Here is a 19,542-nt window from a genome sequence, read left to right on the forward strand (position 1 = left end):
ATTTCGTTTAACATATTCCCCTCCGTTTTTCATCTCTGGAGGGAATTTTATTGCACAAAGCGATCGCCTGAATCAATAACTAGCAACTTGGGTTATTACGGCGAGTTCACAGTTAGGTGTGAATGGTAATGTGCAAATCAATACCACTGGCATTGATCCAAATTCTGGCTTAGTCGAACTGCCAGCAAATGTAATTGATCCATCTCAGCAAATTGCCACAGGCTGCGCGGGTAGTGAAGGCAGTAGCTTTGTGGCAACGGGACGAGGTGGTGTACCGCAAAATCCTCTTCAGCAAGTGACGAGCGATCGCACCTGGGACGATGTGCGAGATTTATCTGCTTACCGAAAAACTGGCAATGTCATTCCCCAAAGGCATGTATCACCAAAGGTTCTCGTTGAAGCCACTTCTTGGCACCGTAACGCTGATGGCAAAATTGAATTAATAGCAGCTCCATTTCCTACCTACGTACAGCAATCATTAACCTGTGCTGCTTCAGCTAAGAGTTAACTACAAATAAGGTTAATAACAATTCCATTTTGGGAAACCTAAGTACACAGATTGAAATGGAGGCGGAGTGATGAAAGTAATTTCTGCTAGGTTCAGGTTCAGTTTGCTCGGTGGAATGTTAATATGTGGGATTTGGAATAGTTGTGCAAATGCTCAAGTAATTTCCGATGGAACTCTCAACACCACAATATCCCAAAGCGGCAATAACTTCACCATTACCAACGGCAGTCGTGTCGGCAACAACCTGTTTCACAGCTTCAGCCAATTCTCTATTCCTAGCAATGGTTCTGCATTCTTCAACAATGCCGCAGATGTGCAAAATATTTTTAGTCGTGTGACTGGGGGCAATGTTTCTAATATTGATGGTTTAATTACAGGCAACGGTAGTGCCAATCTATTTTTGCTCAATCCCAATGGGATTATTTTTGGAGGCAATGCCAAATTAAATATCGGCGGTTCGTTTATTAACACGACAGCTAATAGTATCAAATTTTCTGATGGGACTGAATTTAGCGCCATTAATCCCCAAGCTAACCCATTACTAAGTATTAATGTTCCCACTGGACTGCAACTGGGTAATAATCCTTCACCAATACAAGTCCAAGGTACAGGACATTTAGATATCGAGAGAGATTTTGCTCCTGTGATTCGCAATCCTAGCCCAACAAGATTGCAAGTACAGGCGGGAAAAACTTTGGCGTTGGTGGGTGGTAATCTGAATCTGAATGGCGCTACCCTGACTGCCGAAACAGGGCATATAGAATTAGGTAGCCTGGGAGGTGCAGGATTAGTTAGTTTAGTGCCAACCACTCAGGGCTATAAATTGGAGTATGGCAACGGGCAAAGCTTTGGTGACATTCAACTAGCACAAAAGTCACTATTAGATGTCAGTGGGGTAAATGCGGGTTCAGTTCAGCTTCGGGGACGAAATATTCGCTTGAGCGATGGTTCGTTAGTTTTAGCGCAGAATTATGGAAATCTTGCTGGTGGAGACATTCGTTTTCAGGCATCAGAAGCCATCGAGATCATTGGCGGAACATCCGCTACCACAATTCGGGGTGGGATTCGCACTGGTTCCTTGAGCACTGGAACTGGTGGGAATATAATTATCATCACTCCCCGGTTAACACTCCAACAGGGTTCAGGGATAGAGAACTCAACATACGGAGCAGCTGACAGTGGCAACATTCAGATTGAAGGCGCAGCAATAGAGATGCCCGGCTTCTCACCCCTGATGTCCATTGAAACAAACATTGTCACTGGCACATACGGTACTGGGTCAGCAGGTGATATCTCTATTAATGGGGATAGATTAGTAATGTCTTATGGAGCTTTATTGTCTTCATTTACGCATAGCAGTGGCTCTAGTGGTAAGGTGACAATTCGCAATCAAAATACCACAGTCACTGGGAAAACCCCTTATGGAATTCCTAGTAATATTAGTCTCACTAGCTTCGCGACCGGAAATACAAAAGATTTAATACTAGATACTGGAAAGTTACAAATCTTAGATGGAGGAGCAGTTGGTTCATTAGTATTGTATGCTGGGAATGGAGGAAATGTCAGCATTAATGCTAGGGAGGCGATCACAATTAGTGGTGGCAGTCCTAACACTTACAGTAGCCTCGCCTCATCTGTCATCCGTCCAAATCCACAATTGCGTCAGATATTGGGCTTACAGAATGTACTGACGGGAAATGCAGGTAGTGTTAGTGTTACCACACCAAACTTGATACTCAAGGATGGCGGTAGTGTGAGTGTTATGAGTCAAGGTACTGGTAATGGTGGCAATCTCAACATCACCGCAGATCGCATCCAATTAAAAAATCAAGGCTCAATCCAAGCACAGACAGAATCTGGTAATGGTGGCAACATTGGCTTACAAGTAGGAAATTTGTTGCTAATAAGCGATCGCAGCAATATTAGTGCCACAGCAGGCGGTAACGGTAATGGAGGTAATATCAATATCAATGCACCGATCATCGCCGGATTAGAAAACAGCGACATTATTGCTAATGCGGTGAAAGGTAGGGGGGGTAATATTCAAATCAGCACACAAGGGCTTTTCGGACTGAAGTTTCGTCCCCAACTGACACCAGAGAATGACATCACTGCTAGTTCCCAATTTGGGGTTAGCGGCACGGTTCAAGTCAATACTATTGGCGTTGATCCAAATTCTGGCTTAGTCGAACTGCCAGCAAATGTAATTGATTCATCTCAGCAAATTGCCACAGGCTGCACGGGTAGTGAAGGCAGTAGCTTTGTGGCAACGGGACGAGGTGGTGTGCCGCAAAATCCTCTTCAGCAAGTGACGAGCGATCGCACTTGGTCTGATATCCGCAACATCTCTGCATACCGGAAAACCCAAAAGGTACAGGCACAAATACCCCCAACCCCGAAAGTTCTTGTCCAAGCTACTTCTTGGCATCGCAACGCCCAAGGCAAAATCGAGTTAGTTGCAGATAAATCTCCTAGCTATGTGCAGCAACCATTAACCTGTGCTGCTGTTACCAAAATTTAATCATGTTATTAATTATGCCCTGAAGGGGAACTCTAATTTTAAATCCGTAAAGGAAGTTTTTGGTGATGAGAGCGATCGCTTTTCTATCTACACTCACAATCGGGTTCTTGAGTTCCGCTCTGGTACTACCAGCCATCGCTCAGGTGACATCGGATGGTACAACCAATACCATTGTCAACCCAAATGGTAATAATTTCACAATTATTAACGGGATTGAAAAAGGTAATAATTTATTTCATAGTTTCAGTAATTTCTCTGTGCCCACTGGTGGTTCAGCTTTCTTTAACAATGCCGCAGATGTGCAAAACATCTTTAGTCGCATCACTGGCGGTACTGTTTCCAACATTGATGGTTTAATTCAAGCCAATGGTAACGCCAATTTATTTTTACTCAATCCCAGTGGAATTATTTTTGGAGCCAATGCCAGATTAAATATTGGTGGTTCGTTTATTGGTACGACAGCCAATACCATCAAATTTGCCGATGGGGTTGAGTTTAGTGCCGTTAATCCCCAAGCCAAACCATTATTAAGCATCAATGTTCCGATTGGGCTGCAAATGGGCAACAATTCTGCTCCCATCAAAGCTCAAGGGGCAGGATATACAAATAGCGGGTATTTTATCACTCGACTTCCCGATTCTACAGAATTACAGGTAAAGCCTGGGAAAACCTTGGCATTGGTAGGTGGCAATCTGCAACTGAATGGGTTTATGTTGACTGCCCCACAAGGACAAGTCGAATTGGGTAGTACAAGCGGAATCGGACAAGTTAATTTAATCCCAAATTCACGAGGTTATACTTTGGGATATGACAATGGGCAAACTTTTGGCGATATTCAACTAACGCAAAAATCGCTCTTAGATGTCAGCGGTGTCAATGCAGGTTCGGTGGAGCTTCAGGGACGAAATATTCGATTCACCGATGCTTCGCTGGTGTTAGCGCAGAATTATGGAAATCTTCCCGGTGGAGACATTCGTCTTCAAGCATCGGCTGCGATCGATATAATTGGTACGACAAGCGATGCAACATTGTCGAGCGGGGTTCGTAGTCAAGCCTTTGGTATTGGAGCTAGTGGAAACATTGGCGTTGTTGCTCAAAAGCTTACCCTCCAACAGGGAGGAGTTTTGAATAACATAACCCAGGGAAATGCTCCCAGTGGTAATATCCAAATCGATGCAAAAACAATTGAAGTGTCTGGCTTTTCGCTCATAAACCCAACTGGCGTTGGTAACGGTGGTGTTAGTAACGTGAGCACTGCTAGCGATGGTTCTGGAATTGCTGGTGATGTCTTCGTCAATGGTGATAGTTTATTATTATCAGACGGAGCCTCATTATCTTCGGTTACATTTGGCAGTGGCTCTAGTGGTAAAGTTACAATTCACAATAAAAATACCACAGTTATGGGAGAAAACCCTTTTGGAGTTTATAGTTCCATTCTTGTAGGTACGTTTGCCACGGGGGATACCAAAGACTTGATACTGGATACTGGTAAGTTACAAATTTTGGATGGAGGAACAGTTGGTTCATCCGCATACTTTATTGGTAATGGGGGAAATGTAAGCATCAATGCTAGTGAAGCGATCGCAATTAGTGGTGGCAGTCGTAACAATAACAGTAGCATTAACTCGTCTGCCATCCGTTTAAATCCGCAATTGCGTCAATTCTTTGGTTTGCGGGATATACTGTCGGCAAATGCAGGTAATCTTAGCATCACTACACCAAATCTGATCCTGACGAATGGTGGTACAGTGAGCGTTACTAGTCAAGGTACTGGTAATGGCGGCATTCTCAACATCACAGCCGATCGCATCCAATTAAAAAATCAAGGCTTAATTCAGGCACAGACAGAATCTGGTAATGGTGGCGACATCGGCTTACGAGTTAGTAACTTGTTGTTTCTGCGCGACAATAGCCAAATCACCTCAACAGCAGGCGGTAATGGGAATGGGGGTAATATTAACATCGATGCACCCATTATTGTCGGATTAAATAACAGCGATATTATTGCCAATGCAGTCCAAGGAAAGGGTGGCAATATTCAAATCACTACTCAGGGAATTATCGGGCTGAAATATCGCCCCCAACTGACTCCCGAAAATGACATCACTGCCAGTTCACAATTTGGGGTCAACGGTACGGTTCAAGTTAATAATATTGGTGTTGATCCAAATTCTGGCTTAGTAGAACTACCAACGAATGTCACAGATTCATCGCAGCAAATAGCCACTGGTTGTTCTACAAACCAAGGTAGTAGTTTTGTCGCAACGGGACGGGGTGGTGTGCCGCAAAATCCCAATCAGCAAATAACGAGCGATCGCACTTGGTCTGATATCCGTGATATCTCTGCATACCGCAAAACCCAGAAGGTACAAGCACAAATGCCTGAATCTCCAGAGGTTCTTGTCCAAGCTACTTCTTGGCATCGCAACGCCCAAGGCAAAATTGAGTTAGTGGCAGATAAATCTTCTACCTATGTGCAGCAACGATTAACCTGTGCTGCTGTTAACAAAATTTAATCATGTTATCAATCATCCCCTGAAGGGGAACTCTAATTTTAAATCCGTAAAGGAAGTTTTTGGTGATGAGAGTCGTACCCTTTCTATTTATATTAATAAGTGGGTTGTTAACTCCAGGGATGATGCGATCGGCGATCGCTCAGGTGACATCGGATGGTACTAGAAACACCATTGTGAACCAAAATGGTAATAATTTCACAATTCTTAACGGTATTGAGAAAGGTAATAATTTATTTCATAGCTTCAGTAATTTCTCTGTACCTACGCGTGGTTCAGCGACTTTTGATTTAATTAACACACCAAATATTACTACCATATTTAGTCGGGTGACGGGTGGAAATATTTCTAATATTGATGGGTTAATTAGGACGCTTAATAGTAGTAATCCGGTGAGTTTGTTTTTGATGAATCCCGCGGGGATTGTGTTTGGGAAAAATGCCCGCTTGAATATTGGCGGCTCGTTTGTGGGAACGACGGCGAGTAGTATTAAGTTTGCCGATGGGACAGAGTTTAGTGCAGTAAATCCAACTGAGACACCATTGTTAACAATGAGTGTACCCATCGGTTTGCAGATGGGGCAAAATCCAGGAGCGTTGGCGCAGCCCAACCCAGGCATCGCAGTGCAAAATACCGGACATCGGTTAACTAGAGGACTTGTAACACCGATAGTTCAAAGCAGCAATCCAGTCGGATTAGCGGTGCAACCCGGCAATACCCTTGCTCTCATTGGTGGAGAAATAAACTTAGTCGGTGGGGTTATTGTGGCACCTTCGGGACACATTGAACTTGGTAGTAGCAAGACAGGGATTGTAAACATCGACACGACATCCAACCAATGGAAGTTTGACTATAGCAATATCTCCAAATTTGCAAACATTCAGTTGTCCCAGCAAGCACTGGTCAATGCGAGTGGTTCACCTGCGGGATCGCTACGGCTCCAAGGACAGGATATTAGGGTGTTAGAGGGGTCTGTTGCCCTTCTAGAAAATTTTGACGGTGCCGGATTAGGCAATTTAGTGGTTAATGCGAGTGGGACATTAGTTATGCGGCAAAAAGGAGTCTATGGGTTCCCGAACAGTCAATTGATTACCGACAATTTAGGCAATGGTAACGGCAACAACATCGCGATCTCTGCCCAACAATTGCAGATTCAAGATGGTGGCGAAATTACTGCGAGAACCTTTGGTGCGGGTATTGGTGGCGACATCAGCGTAAATGTCTCAGATCTGACAACGCTAGACGGATGGTCTGCTTTAGATCCGAGTCTGGTTAGTCTGATCGGTGTGAAAACCTTGGGATCTGGTAGGGGAGGTGATATTACAGTTTCAACCAATCAATTAAGGGCGACCAATGGCGGTGTAATTACCAATACTCCATTAGGCAAAGCGGCGGCAGGAGACGTTACGGTTCATGCCAATGACTGGATTGAGTTGATTGGGGAAAACCCTCTGGCTCGCATTCCGAGTGCGATCAGTTCTATTGCCGTTAGCCAAGGGAATGGGGGCAATCTCAATATTACGACTTCCAGGCTGACGCTGCGCGATGGCGGTGTTGTGAATGCCACTACCATAGAGACCTTCTTTTGCTGCGCCATGAAAGTATCATTACCACTACGGCGGGAGGAAGCGGTAAAGGTGGCAATATTACAATAAATGCACCAATCATTGCTGGCTTTGAAAATAGCGATATTGTTGCCAATGCCTTTCAAGGCAAGGGTGGCAATATCCAAATCATGACGCAGGGCATCTTTGGGCTGAAGTTTCGCCCCCAACTCACAACAGAGAATGACATCACCGCTAGTTCTCAATTTGGAGTTAACGGAAACGTGCAAATTACTAGGCCCAATGTTGACCCCAACTCTGGTTTAGTGCAATTACCAGAGAATATAACCGATCCATCCCAGCAAATTGCTACAGGCTGCGTTGACAGTGAAGGCAGCCGCTTTGTGGCAACGGGACGAGGTGGTGTCCCGCAAAATCCTCTTCAGCAAGTGACGAGCGATCGCACTTGGTCTGATATCCGCGACATCTCTGCATACCGCAAAACAGGCGAAGTGACAGTACAAATACCAGCACCCCCAGAAACTCTTATCCCAGCTACTTCCTGGCATCGCAATGCCCAAGGCAAAGTTGAGTTAGTTGCAGATAAATCTTCTACTCAGGTGCAATCATCTTTAAGCTGTGCTGCTGTCCCCAAAAGTTAATCATGTTATCAGTCATGCCATTTAGGGAACTCTAATAGCATCGGATAAAGCGAGGATTTTTGTATGAAGGCTATTCCCAAAACAACAAGCCTCTGGCTGAACTTATTTCTATCTACACTCACAACCGGGTTCTTAAGTTCCGCTCTGGTACTACCAGCCATCGCTCAGGTGACATCTGATGGTACAACTAATACCATTGTCAACCCAAACGGTAATAATTTTAATATTCTTAACGGTATTCAAAAAGGTAATAATTTATTTCACAGTTTCAGTAATTTCTCTGTACCTACGGCTGGTTCAGCAAGATTCGATTTAATTAACACACCAAATATTACAACTATATTCAGTCGGGTTACAGGTGGGAATGTTTCCAATATTGATGGATTAATTAGCACGCTTAATAGCAGTAATCCGGTGAGTTTGTTTTTGATCAATCCTGCGGGGATTGTGTTTGGGGCAAATGCCCGCTTGAATATTGGTGGCTCGTTTGTAGGAACCACCGCCAATAGCATCAAATTTTCTGACGGGATAGAATTTTCTGCCCAATCTCCCCTCTCTAACCCCCTACTCACCATCAAGATACCAATGGGCTTGCAAATGGGATCAAATCCAGGGGCAATATCCGTACAGGGAACGGGGCATCGTTTGGCTCAACCTTCATTTTATTCCCCGATTATTCAGCAGAACACCCCTACTGGCTTAGGAGTTAGCCCTGGGAATACTCTGGCGCTGATCGGCGGCGCGATCGCCCTAGAAGGGGGTATATTACTTGCACCTTCAGGACAGATTGAACTAGGCAGTCTCAGTAGCGGCAGTGTCGGTATCAACACCGGATTCCCCCGATGGAATTTCGACTATGCTAACGTTCAGCAATTTGCTGACATCCGTCTGTCACAACAAGCTCTAGTTGATGCCAGTGGCGCTCCAGCGGGGTCTGTGCATCTGCAAGGTAGAAATATCAGTTTGTTAGAGGGTTCTGTTGCCCGATTACAAAATTTGGGCGGGGCAGCACTGGGTGATTTAGTCATCAATGCCAGCGGTCTGTTAGAGATGCGGCAAGTGGGAACCTACGGATTTCCGAATAACTTACTCATTGCCGAGAACCTTGGAACTGGCACCGGAAGCAATCTGATCGTTTCTGCCCAACAGTTACAAGTGCAAGATGGTGGAGTCATTACCACAAAAACCTTTAGTGCTGGGGCAGGTGGTAATATGACCATCAAAGTGCTAGATTCTATTGATTTGGATGGTTGGTCTGCCATCGATCCAACCGTTGCCACTGCAATTGGAGCGGCCACTCTGGCGGATGGAGCTGGTGGGAATCTCACAATGGAGAGCAAGCAATTGAGGCTTGCCAATGGAGCCAGTATTTTAAACCTTACAGCTGGAACCGGATTAAGCGGCAATATCACCCTGAATGCCACTGAAAGAATTGAAGCTATTGGAGAAAATCCCATTATTTTTAGAACCAGTGCAATATCAACAACCACTCTGAATCAAGGTAATGGGGGAAACTTGATCGCGACAGCACCTCAAATAATGATGCTGGATGGAGGTGGTATTGGCACGAGTACCTTAGCAAGTGGTAATAGTGGAGATATCACAATCTCGGCTTCAGATGGTATGACAATCAACGGCGTTGCATTTGCCTCTGCTCAACCAAGTCGGATTGTAGCTAAAGCAGAATTGTTACCTGAAATTCAGCGCCAAGCTTATGGTTTACCGTCCTTTCCCACAGGGAATGCTGGAGCATTAATCCTAAGTACCCCACGGTTACAGGTGAGCGATCGCGCGATCATTGGGGTTGATAATCAGGGAGAAGGGAATGCCGGAAATCTGCAAATTAATGCTGATCGGGTGATACTTAATCATCAAGGTGTGATTACGGCTGCAACCAAATCTGGCGAAGGTGGCAATATTACCCTTAACCTGAAAGAGTTACTGTTCCTGCGACATAATAGCACCATCACCACTACCGCAAACGGAATCGGCAATGGTGGCAACACCACCATTAATGCTCCAGTAATTGTTGGTTTAGAAAACAGCGATATCATTGCTAATGCTTTTAATGGTAATGGCGGCAACATCAACATCACTACCCAAGGCATATTTGGACTTAAATACCGCGATCGCCTCACTTCTGAAAGTGACATCACCGCCAGTTCCCAATTTGGGGTGAGTGGCACGGTTCAAGTCAATACTGTCGGCGTTGATCCCAATTCGGGTTTAGTCGAACTACCCGCAAATGTCGCCGATCCATCGCAGCAAATTGCTACAGGTTGTGCGAACACTCAAGGTAGTAGTTTTGTGGCAACGGGGCGGGGTGGTGTGCCGCAAAATCCCAATCAGCAAATAACGAGCGATCGCATTTGGTCTGATATCCGCGATATCTCTGCATACCGCAAAACCGGAGAAGTCACGGCACAAATACCTAAATCTCCAGAAACTCTGGTTCAAGCTACAAGTTGGCGACGTAATGCTGATGGCAAAATAGAGTTAATAGCAGATAAAGTGACTACACAGATGCAACAAACATTAACCTGTGCGGGGATTTCCAGATAACATAATACTGTATTCAATTAGAAATCCCCTAAACAGAGTGATAGCTCTATGTCCTAGAGCGAGTTTAGTCTAGCTAAAGCCAAACAAGCTTTTGGCTTAACTACGTTAGAAAAACGCGATATTTTCGCTGCGGTTGCCGAATTAACTGCCAGTGATTTACTCACAGAGACGCTCAATTATAATCTAGCGATCGTCTTGGGCAGTAATAGTGAAAAAGCCCGTTCTGAATTAATTATTGCGCCAATTTTAGTTGATTTACGCCGACAATTAAATGAGCGTATTAGTTTATTTTCTGGGGTAGATTTTACTGTTGACGAAATCAAAGGATTAAACGGTACTTGTGATTTTATTATTACTAAATCTCCAGAAGTTTTGATTGTGACAGCGCCAGTAATTACGGTCGTAGAAGCTAAAAAAGAGAATATTAATGGGGGTTTGGGTGAATGTGCAGCAGAAATGGTCGCAGCCCAAATTTTTAATCAGCAAGCAGCAATAGAAATTAAAGCAATTTACGGAGCAGTAACAACAGGTAGCCTTTGGCAATTCTTGAAATTAGAAGAATAAATATTAACGATTGATTTGAGTGAATATTATCTCAAAGATGTGAATAAAATTCTCGGTATTTTAGCTAGTGGCATTTTTCTAGAAACACAAGCGACTGATATTTAAGACATTCAAGATGCTCATTCCACAGGTATCCCAAAGGGTAGAATTTCACAAATATGAACTCAGTTGAAAAGGGATAACTAGTACCTTTGGAGCAACTTTCGCTAACATTAAGCTGTGCGATATCTACGACGGGTGTTCGGTGACGCACTTGGTCTGATGCGCGCGATATCTCTATATACCGAATATACCGAAAAACCGGGGAAGTCACAGCCTAAATATCATCATCCCCAGAGGTTCTTGTCCAAGCTACTTCCTGGCATTGCAACGCCCAAGGCAAAATCGAGTAGAAAAGAAGGTGGTCATAGGTTAACCCGGAATGACACAGTGTTTTAATTCTATGCGATCGCCCGCGAGGTGATAGATCCCATTATGAATTGGGCAATATGACTCTATTGATATCTCAAATACTTTGACTGTGAATGTTCAAAATAAAATCTTGGTAATTATTTATGGCTTTCCGAATTAAACAAACTCGTTGGCTATATGTCAGCCTCAGTATTTTAAGTTTGTGTTTAGCATTTACCGTTACACCTGTAAGAGCATCTCCACCAGTAATAACAACAGTTCTCTCTTCTTCCCAACGGACTAACGGGCTAGAACAGGGACGGAACCTTTACCAATCGGGACGCTTTACAGAAGCTGTAACAGCTTGGCAAACGGCAGCACAACAGTACCATACCCAAGGCGATCGCCTTAACGAAGCTCTCAGCTTGAGTTATCTTTCACTGGCACAACAGGAACTTAATCAATGGCAAGCAGGCCAACAGTCTATTGAGCAAAGTCTGAAACTATTGCAAACCTCTATTCCCTCTGCTGATGCCATTCTTTGGGCACAAGTACTCAATACGCAAGCAAGTTTGCAATTGCACACTGGCAAAGCTGAAACCGCCCTCGAAAGTTGGCAACAAGCTGAAAAATTTTATGAGCAAGCAGGCGACAAAATGGGAAGCTTGGGTAGTCAAATCAACCAAGCACAAGCTTTGCAAAGTTTAGGATTTTACCGCCGTTCTAAACAACAGTTGGAGGTGCTGACTCAAAAACTCCAAGGGATGCCGGATAATGAAATCAAAGTTAGCGGATTGCGATCCCTTGCTTTAGCCTTGGAAATGATTGGCGACTCTGGCAACAGTCAACAGATTTTAGAGCAAAGTTTAGCAATCGCTGAGAAAGTTGCAGCTAAACCCCAATTAAGTTCTATCCTTACAACCCTGGGTAAAACTGCCGTTGACTTGGAAAATCCAAATGCGGCATTTGATTACTTTGAACAGGCTCAACTCTTAGCCACCAACCCAGGCGATCAGTTACAAGCGCGTTTAGCTCAGTTCAAACTTTTCCTAGATTACGATAAACCTGAGTTGGCTACCCCACTTGCACCGCAACTACTCCAACAACTTCGAGAACTGCCCACCAGTCACACCTCCCTCTACGCCGCGATCAATTTTGTTGCCACCCTGAATCGCCAGTCAAATCCTGACCAAATCCTACCGATGAAAGATTTGGCGCAACTGATGGCAGTCACAGTCAAGTCTGCACAGCAAATCCAAGATGCTCAAGCAGAAGCTTATGCACTGCATCAGTGGGGAAAACTCTATCTTCGTACACAGCAGGTATCTGAAGCACAGCAATTAGCTCAGAAATCTCTCGATATTGCCCGTCAACTCCAAGCTAACGATATCATTGCTCAATCTGCTTGGCAGGTGGGACAGTTGTATAAGCAACAAGGCGATCGCTCCAAAGCAATTACTGCGTATACAGAAGCAGTCAATGCCTTAAAAGCACTGCGGGGGGATTTGGTGGCTATCAACCCTGATGTCCAGTTCTCTTTTCGCACCAGTGTAGAGCCTGTCTACCGGCAACTGGTTGATTTACTTCTAGAGAATCAACCGAGTCAAGCAGAACTGATCCAAGCTCGTGAATTGATTGAGGCACTGCAAATTGCGGAACTCGATAACTTTTTTCGGGAAGCCTGTTTAGATAGAACTCAACAGATTGATCAGGTTGATCCCACTGCAACCATCCTTTATCCGATCATCCTGCCAGATCGTTTAACAGTAATCCTCTCGAAAGCAGGGCAACCACTGCGTTCGTATGTGACTCACAAATCTCAAGCTGAAATTGAGCAGACTTTAGACAATTTTTTGGTTGCTCTTAACCCTGTCTCGGATTCCAAAGACCGCAATCGATTCTCCCAACAGATTTATGATTGGTTGATTCGTCCAGCCGAAGCAGATCAAGCATTCATTGATACTAAGACATTGGTGTTTGTTTTGGATGGTCGATTGCGGAACATTCCCATAGCAGCTTTATATGACAGTAAGCAATATCTGATCGAGAAGTATGCTGTGGCGCTCTCACCAGGATTGCAACTGATGGCTACGCGATCACTTAATCAAAATCATCTCAGTGCGATCGTCGGTGGCATTAGCCAAGCTCGTGCTGGCTTTAGTGCTTTACCCGCAGTGGAATCAGAAATCAAACAAATCTCCAAGGCGGTGCCGTCTAGGATGTTGCTGAACCAGCAATTCACCAGTCAAGCCCTTGCTGAACGGGTGAAATCCAGTAGCGCCAGTATTGTCCACCTAGCAACCCACGGACAGTTTAGTTCTCGCCTGGAAGATACCTTCTTGCTCACTTGGGATGGGCAAATGAACGTTAAGGAGTTATCTGAACTCCTGAAAAATCGGGGTAGCGATCCATCGAAAGCCATCGAGTTACTGGTACTAAGTGCTTGCGATACAGCAGCAGGAGACGATCGCGCCGTCCTGGGACTGGCGGGTTTGGCTGTCAAATCCGGCGCTCGCTCAACGATCGCCACTCTATGGCCTGTTAAAGATCAGGCAGCCGCAATCCTCATGACTCGCTTCTATGACCAACTGCGACAACCCAAAATTACTAAAGCCGAAGCATTAAGACAAGCACAAATTAGCCTAATTCGCCAAACTGATTTCCACGATCCGTTCTTTTGGTCTGGCTTTGTTTTAATCGGTAACTGGAGTTAAGTACGTAAAAGCACGGTTTCTATCACAGAAAAATAATGCTGTTTTTTTACATCCTATTCGCTAAGGTTCGCCTATACTACTAGTATAATGTTCCCTGATTTGACTCTTGCCTGGACTTATTCTTTGAGCTTCTGGCCAGAGTCAAAGGAAAGGTCTTTTGTATCACATTTCAATTAGATTAGGTCAGACATCATGAAACGTCGATATTTAGCTACTACATTTAGCGTCATCGCTCTGATCACTAGCAGTGCCTGGACTAGTGCCGATGCTATTACATTTACCCCGCCCACCAACAGCGGCTCTCCTAGTCAAGCAACGGGAGGAGCTTCTCGCGGTAGTATGTTTACTCCTAGTGCCGGGCAAGGTGCGCCCAGACAAGCAACGGGAGGAGCTTCTCGCGGTAGTATGTTTACTCCTAGTGCTGGGAAAGGTGCGCCCAGACAAGCAACGGGAGGAGCTTCTCGCGGCGACCTCTTTACACCTGCTGCTGGGAAGGGGACACCTCAACAAGCAACTGGAGGAGCTTCTCGCGGCGACCTCTTTACACCTGCTGCTGGGAAGGGGACACCTCAACAAGCAAGTGGGGGTGCTTCTCGCGTGGGTACTTACTACTTGAATCCATCGACTGTAAGTACAACACAACCAGCAGCACTAATCGCCCTGTTGCCCCAAAACTTCTATGGCACAACAGTATCTGAACGTCCCACAATTCTGGTGTATCTCCCGGCTTCCAATGCCCAAGAAGCCGTGTTCAGCCTCAAAGATGAAGCTGGCAATATGCAACATCAGATGAAAATCCCAGTTGGGGGGAAAGCTGGGGTAATTGCGATCAAATTACCAGCCAATGCACCTGCTTTAACAGTTGGCAAAAACTATCAGTGGTTCCTAGCAGTGAAAGTAGATGGACAACTCAGTCCGAGTACGCCTTACGTCGATGGTTGGGTTAAGCGCATCCAGCCCAGCCCTGAGTTGGCAACAGCAATGCAAGAGCAAGATGCTCTGAAGCGGGCTACTATTTTGGGTAAAAATGGTGTTTGGTATGACTGTGTGGCAACACTTGCAACGGTATATACCGCCCAACCTAGCAATCCAACCCTCCGCAAACAATGGGAAGAACTTCTGTCCTCAGTGAGTTTGAAGGAGATTGTAACAGCGAACTTATTAGCATCTACTAACTAATGTCAGGTTAATCCTAGTCAACGTTGACCGAGATAACTGTATGGCAAAAATATGTGGGTGGCGCAGATTCCAGGCTTTTATCCAACGCACTCGTAGCGTTTTGATTATTACTCCCAGCGTTGCCTTGACGGTTATGGTTGGGCAATCGTTGGGACTTTTCAATTTACCGGAATGGAAAATTCGTGACGAATGGGTTCGTCAGCGATGCCAAGGGCGGGCTACGCCAACGCCCCTGACGATCGCTAATGAGATTGTGATTGTCACAATCGATGAGCGCGATATCCAATCGGTGCATAAATGGCCAATTCCAGACTGGGCGCTGGCACAATTACTAGAAAAAATCCGGGCGCAGCAGCCTAGAGCCATCGGATTGGATCTCTATCGAGATTTACCAGAAGGAAATGGACATGAGCAACTTGTTCAAGTCTTGGGCAACACTCCTAATTTAATCGGAGTTGAGAAAATTACCGGTGAACGCGTCAATCCCCCACCGGAATTGAAAAAAAAGGATCAGGTAGGATTAGCAGATTTAGTGTTGGATGGCGATCGCTTTGTGCGTCGTGCGCTCCTGACAGCTGAAGATGCCAAAGAGCAAAATACCATTAAAGCCGGACTGGCAACCCTTGTAGCCCTTAAGTACCTCGAATCTGAAAGAATTAGCTTAGAAAGCATTGACCCCAAAAAGCAAAAGTTCCGGTTGGGCAAGGAAATTTACCTGCCACTGCAAAATCAAGAAGCAGGTTATACCGATGCCGATTTAGGAGGCTATCAAATTCTGCTCAACTGGTACGGAACGGATGCTGCATTTCGGACAGTTGCCATGCGCGATGTGTTAACAGGGAGAATTCCGGCAGATTTGATGCGCGATCGCATGGTATTTATTGGATCAATCGCCTCCAGTACCAATGATTTCTTCAGCACACCCTTCTCTTCTTGGGTATCTGCTCAAAAACCGACTCCAGGTGTGGTTATTCATGCCAATATTGCTCATCAACTAGTACAAGGGGCAAAAACCGGAAAATCCAGCCTACACGGTGTTTCTGGCATTTCTCTATCACTCTGGATTGTTTTTTGGTCTATCATCGGTTCTGGGGGCAGTTGGTGGTTAGCTAGTGCGCGTACCGGGCGACGGATTCCCGGCGGCAAAATTCTTTGGGCAACTGTAGGCATCAGTGGAGCCTGTGTATGGGGTGGCTATGGGATGTTTTTGCATGGTGTTTTAATTCCGGTAACACCCGCCTTAGCCGCGTTTATTGCTAGTGTGATTGCGACAACGAACGCCTATAAACAGCAGAAGTTAGAACAAATAAATCGCCAACTGGAAATTGCCAACAGTCAACTATTAGATTATTCCAAAACCCTGGAGACAAAAGTCGAAGAACGAACTCATGAATTGGTTGAGGCAAAGCTTGCTGCCGATGCTGCCAATCAAGCCAAGAGTGAATTTCTCGCCAATATGAGCCATGAACTACGCACACCTCTCAATGGCATCCTTGGTTTTGCCCAAGTACTAGAACGATCGCCAAACATGACAGCTAAAAACCTGGAAGGAGTCGGCATTATCTACCAATGCGGATCACACCTGTTGATGCTGATCAATGACATTCTCGATCTCTCGAAAATAGAAGCGAGAAAATTGGATTTGGTTTTAACCAATGTGCATCTGCCCAATTTCTTACATGGTGTGACTGAGATTTGTGGTATCCGGGCCCAACAGAAAGGGATTGGATTTAATATCTTAATTAGCGATCGCCTACCACTTGTGATTGAAGTCGATGAAAAACGGCTGCGGCAAGTGTTGATTAACTTGCTGGGCAACGCGATCAAATTTACAGATAGCGGTGGCGTAACGTTCAAAGTAGAGTTATTAGAGACTGGGCAAGAATCTTCCCAATCTCCAATCGCCAAGATTCGTTTTCAGATTGAAGATACAGGTATTGGGATGTCACAAGACGAACTTGAAAAAATCTTTTTGCCCTTTGAGCAAGTGGGTGAAGCAAGACAACGATCTGAAGGTACTGGCTTGGGATTGGCGATTAGCCACAGAATTGCGGCATTGATGGAGAGCCAAATTCAGGTGCAGAGTCACCTGGGCGAAGGAAGTCTGTTTTGGCTAGATTTGACAGTAGCAGTCCCACTTGTTCATGACTGGCATGGAGAAGCGATGTCTACGACGGGCGTAGATGCAGCCCCAATTCCCCAGAAAATTACCGGGTTTTGGGGTAGTGCGCCTCAGATTCTCATTGTTGATGACGATTGCACCCACCGTTCCATGTTGACCAGTATGCTGCAAGAAATTGGTTGTCGAACCCTGGAAGCGATTGATGGCAAAGATGGTCTACAGGTGGCAACTGAACACAATCCAGATGTGATTCTGCTCGATTTAGCTATGCCCAATATGGATGGTTTTGAGCTAATGGTTCACCTGCAAGGGAATCCGCAAACCCGTTCTATTCCCATTATCGTCTCTAGTGCCAACGTCTCTGAGTCAAATCGCCATCGGAGTGTAGAGGCAGGGGCAACAGCATTCCTGCCCAAACCCCTCCAGATCGAGGAACTACTCAATAAATTGCGATCGCTGTTGAAAGTAGAGTGGATATATGCCCAATCTTCGCCTCAGCAGCCGTCTCCCAAAGGTGAGCAGGTAACTGGTAGTGAATGGGTTCTACCATCCCAGGATGTTTTACAACAACTCTATCATCTGGCAATGATGGGGGATATCTCGGCGATCGAGGGAATGTTAGGAGAGCTAATTGAGCAAAATAGTCAGCTAGCTCCCTTCGGGGCAGAGTTGAGTAAACTCACTGCCAGTTTCCAAACCGGAAAAATCCGTAAGTTCCTCAAATCATTTGTCACAACGGAGTTAAGTCCATGATCACTGTTCCTCTCTCCAAGCCCATATATATTTTGTTGGTGGATGACAATCCTAATAATCTCAAGGTGCTATATGAAGCGATTCAGGGGTGTGGCTGGAAAGCGCTCATGGCAACAGATGGAGAGTCAGCGATCGAACAAACAGAATATGCCCGTCCCGATCTCATTCTCTTGGATGTGATGATGGCAGGTATTGATGGATTTGAAACTTGTCGCCGGCTAAAAACTAATCCCATCACTCAGAATATTCCGGTAATTTTCATGACTGCCCTCTCCGATTCTACAGACAAGGTGGCAGGACTGGAAATAGGTGCAGTTGACTACATTACCAAACCGTTTCAACAGGAAGAAGTCATTGCCCGTTTAAAGTTACACCTGAAAATTTCCCTTCTCACCCGCACATTAGAAGAACGTGTGCAAGAGCGCACCGCAGAATTAACTCAATCTTTACAGCAGTTACAACAAACCCAACTACAACTGATCCAGAGTGAGAAAATGTCCACTATCGGGCAGATGGTTGCAGGTATTGGTCATGAGATTAATAATCCGGTTGGTTTTGTGAGCGGAAATTTATCCTATATTGAGGAATATGTAAATAATCTGCTTCGGCTAGTGAGCCTGCAACAGCAGAAACTACCGCAGCCAGACCCGGAAATTCAAGAGCTTGTTGAAGAAATCGACTTGGAATATCTAGTAGAGGATCTGCCGAAACTAGTGGCATCAATGCACCAGGGAATTACGTGTCTTAAAGATATCAGCCTCTCTCTGAGAACTTTTGCTCGCACAGATATCGCATCTCAGGTGGAGTTTCAGATTCACGAAGGAATCGATAGCGCCTTAATGCTGTTGAAACATCGACTCAAAGGCAAGGGCGATCGCCCTAAAATTGAAGTTGTAACACAATATGGTGAGTTACCTGCAATCAGTTGCTATCCCGGACAACTGAACCAGGTGTTCATGAATATCATCGCCAATGCCATTGATGCATTTGATGAACTCAATCAAAACCACTCTTATCAAGAGATTGCTGCTTACCCGAACATCATCACCATTATCACATCGGTTGATCTTCAGCAACAAACCGTCACAATATGCATCCAAGATAACGGCCCCGGTATGCTTGCTGAGGTGCAAGCTCGAATTTTTGAGCAATCTTTCACAACCAAGGCTGTGGGCAAGGGAACGGGGCTGGGATTAGCTATAAGCTACCAAATTATTGTCGATAAACACAATGGACAAGTAAACTGTTTGTCAATGCCTGGCGAAGGAACAAAGTTTATTATTACTCTGCCCATGTAACATCTGCATACACTGATTTTTACCACCTCATAATAGCGAGTAATGGCTTTGCCAAAACTTACCCCACGTTAACCTTGATCTTAATTCTAAGACTCAAATATCTTTATTTAACTATTAAATCTCATCTAAGTTGAGAACCGTAGTTTTTGCCCTCACCCAAAATCCCTCTCCCAGATATGGGAGAGGGATTTTGAAATTCTGGCTTCCCTTCT

The 19,542-nt window shown here is 45.0% G+C and carries 7 protein-coding genes and 4 pseudogenes; all 11 read left to right on the plus strand.

The annotated features are described in order from the left end of the window. Positions 1-94: 94 nt before the first annotated feature. Positions 95-508, plus strand: a pseudogene (locus tag V7K36_RS05610) (hypothetical protein); the annotation flags it as partial. Between the two features lie 70 nt (positions 509-578). Further along, a complete protein-coding gene (locus tag V7K36_RS05615) occupies positions 579-3,029 on the plus strand; it encodes an S-layer family protein (RefSeq protein WP_335113900.1) in 2,451 nt (816 codons plus the stop codon). A 65-nt stretch (positions 3,030-3,094) separates the two neighbouring features. After that, the gene (locus V7K36_RS05620; protein ID WP_335113902.1) at positions 3,095-5,545 is read left to right on the plus strand and encodes an S-layer family protein; all 2,451 of its coding nucleotides are present in this window, start codon (positions 3,095-3,097) and stop codon (positions 5,543-5,545) included. Positions 5,546-5,610: 65 nt separating this feature from the next. Further along, positions 5,611-7,748 (plus strand): annotated as a pseudogene (locus V7K36_RS05625) (filamentous hemagglutinin N-terminal domain-containing protein). Positions 7,749-7,811: 63 nt separating this feature from the next. Next, the gene (locus tag V7K36_RS05635) at positions 7,812-10,310 is read left to right on the plus strand and encodes an S-layer family protein (protein ID WP_335113908.1); all 2,499 of its coding nucleotides are present in this window, start codon (positions 7,812-7,814) and stop codon (positions 10,308-10,310) included. Between the two features lie 57 nt (positions 10,311-10,367). Continuing rightward, a pseudogene (locus V7K36_RS05640) lies at positions 10,368-10,979 on the plus strand (hypothetical protein); the annotation flags it as partial. Positions 10,980-11,122: 143 nt separating this feature from the next. After that, positions 11,123-11,263: pseudogene (locus V7K36_RS34005) on the plus strand (S-layer family protein); the annotation flags it as partial. A 165-nt stretch (positions 11,264-11,428) separates the two neighbouring features. Beyond that, positions 11,429-13,978, plus strand: coding sequence for a CHAT domain-containing protein (locus V7K36_RS05645; RefSeq protein WP_335113910.1), 2,550 nt, complete (start codon positions 11,429-11,431; stop codon positions 13,976-13,978). A 192-nt stretch (positions 13,979-14,170) separates the two neighbouring features. Further along, entirely contained in the window at positions 14,171-15,157 is a 987-nt protein-coding gene (locus V7K36_RS05650; RefSeq protein ID WP_335113912.1) for a DUF928 domain-containing protein, read from the plus strand. A 40-nt stretch (positions 15,158-15,197) separates the two neighbouring features. Beyond that, positions 15,198-18,032 (plus strand): CHASE2 domain-containing protein, encoded by a 2,835-nt coding sequence (locus V7K36_RS05655; RefSeq protein WP_335113914.1) that lies wholly within the window; start codon positions 15,198-15,200, stop codon positions 18,030-18,032. Then, positions 18,029-19,330, plus strand: a complete 1,302-nt coding sequence (locus V7K36_RS05660; RefSeq protein WP_335113916.1) for a hybrid sensor histidine kinase/response regulator — start codon at positions 18,029-18,031, stop codon at positions 19,328-19,330. Before V7K36_RS05655 ends, V7K36_RS05660 begins: the two co-directional genes overlap by 4 nt. Positions 19,331-19,542 lie beyond the last annotated feature (212 nt).

It is taken from the genome of Nostoc sp., assembly GCF_036919555.1.
GTDB lineage: Bacteria > Cyanobacteriota > Cyanobacteriia > Cyanobacteriales > Nostocaceae > Nostoc.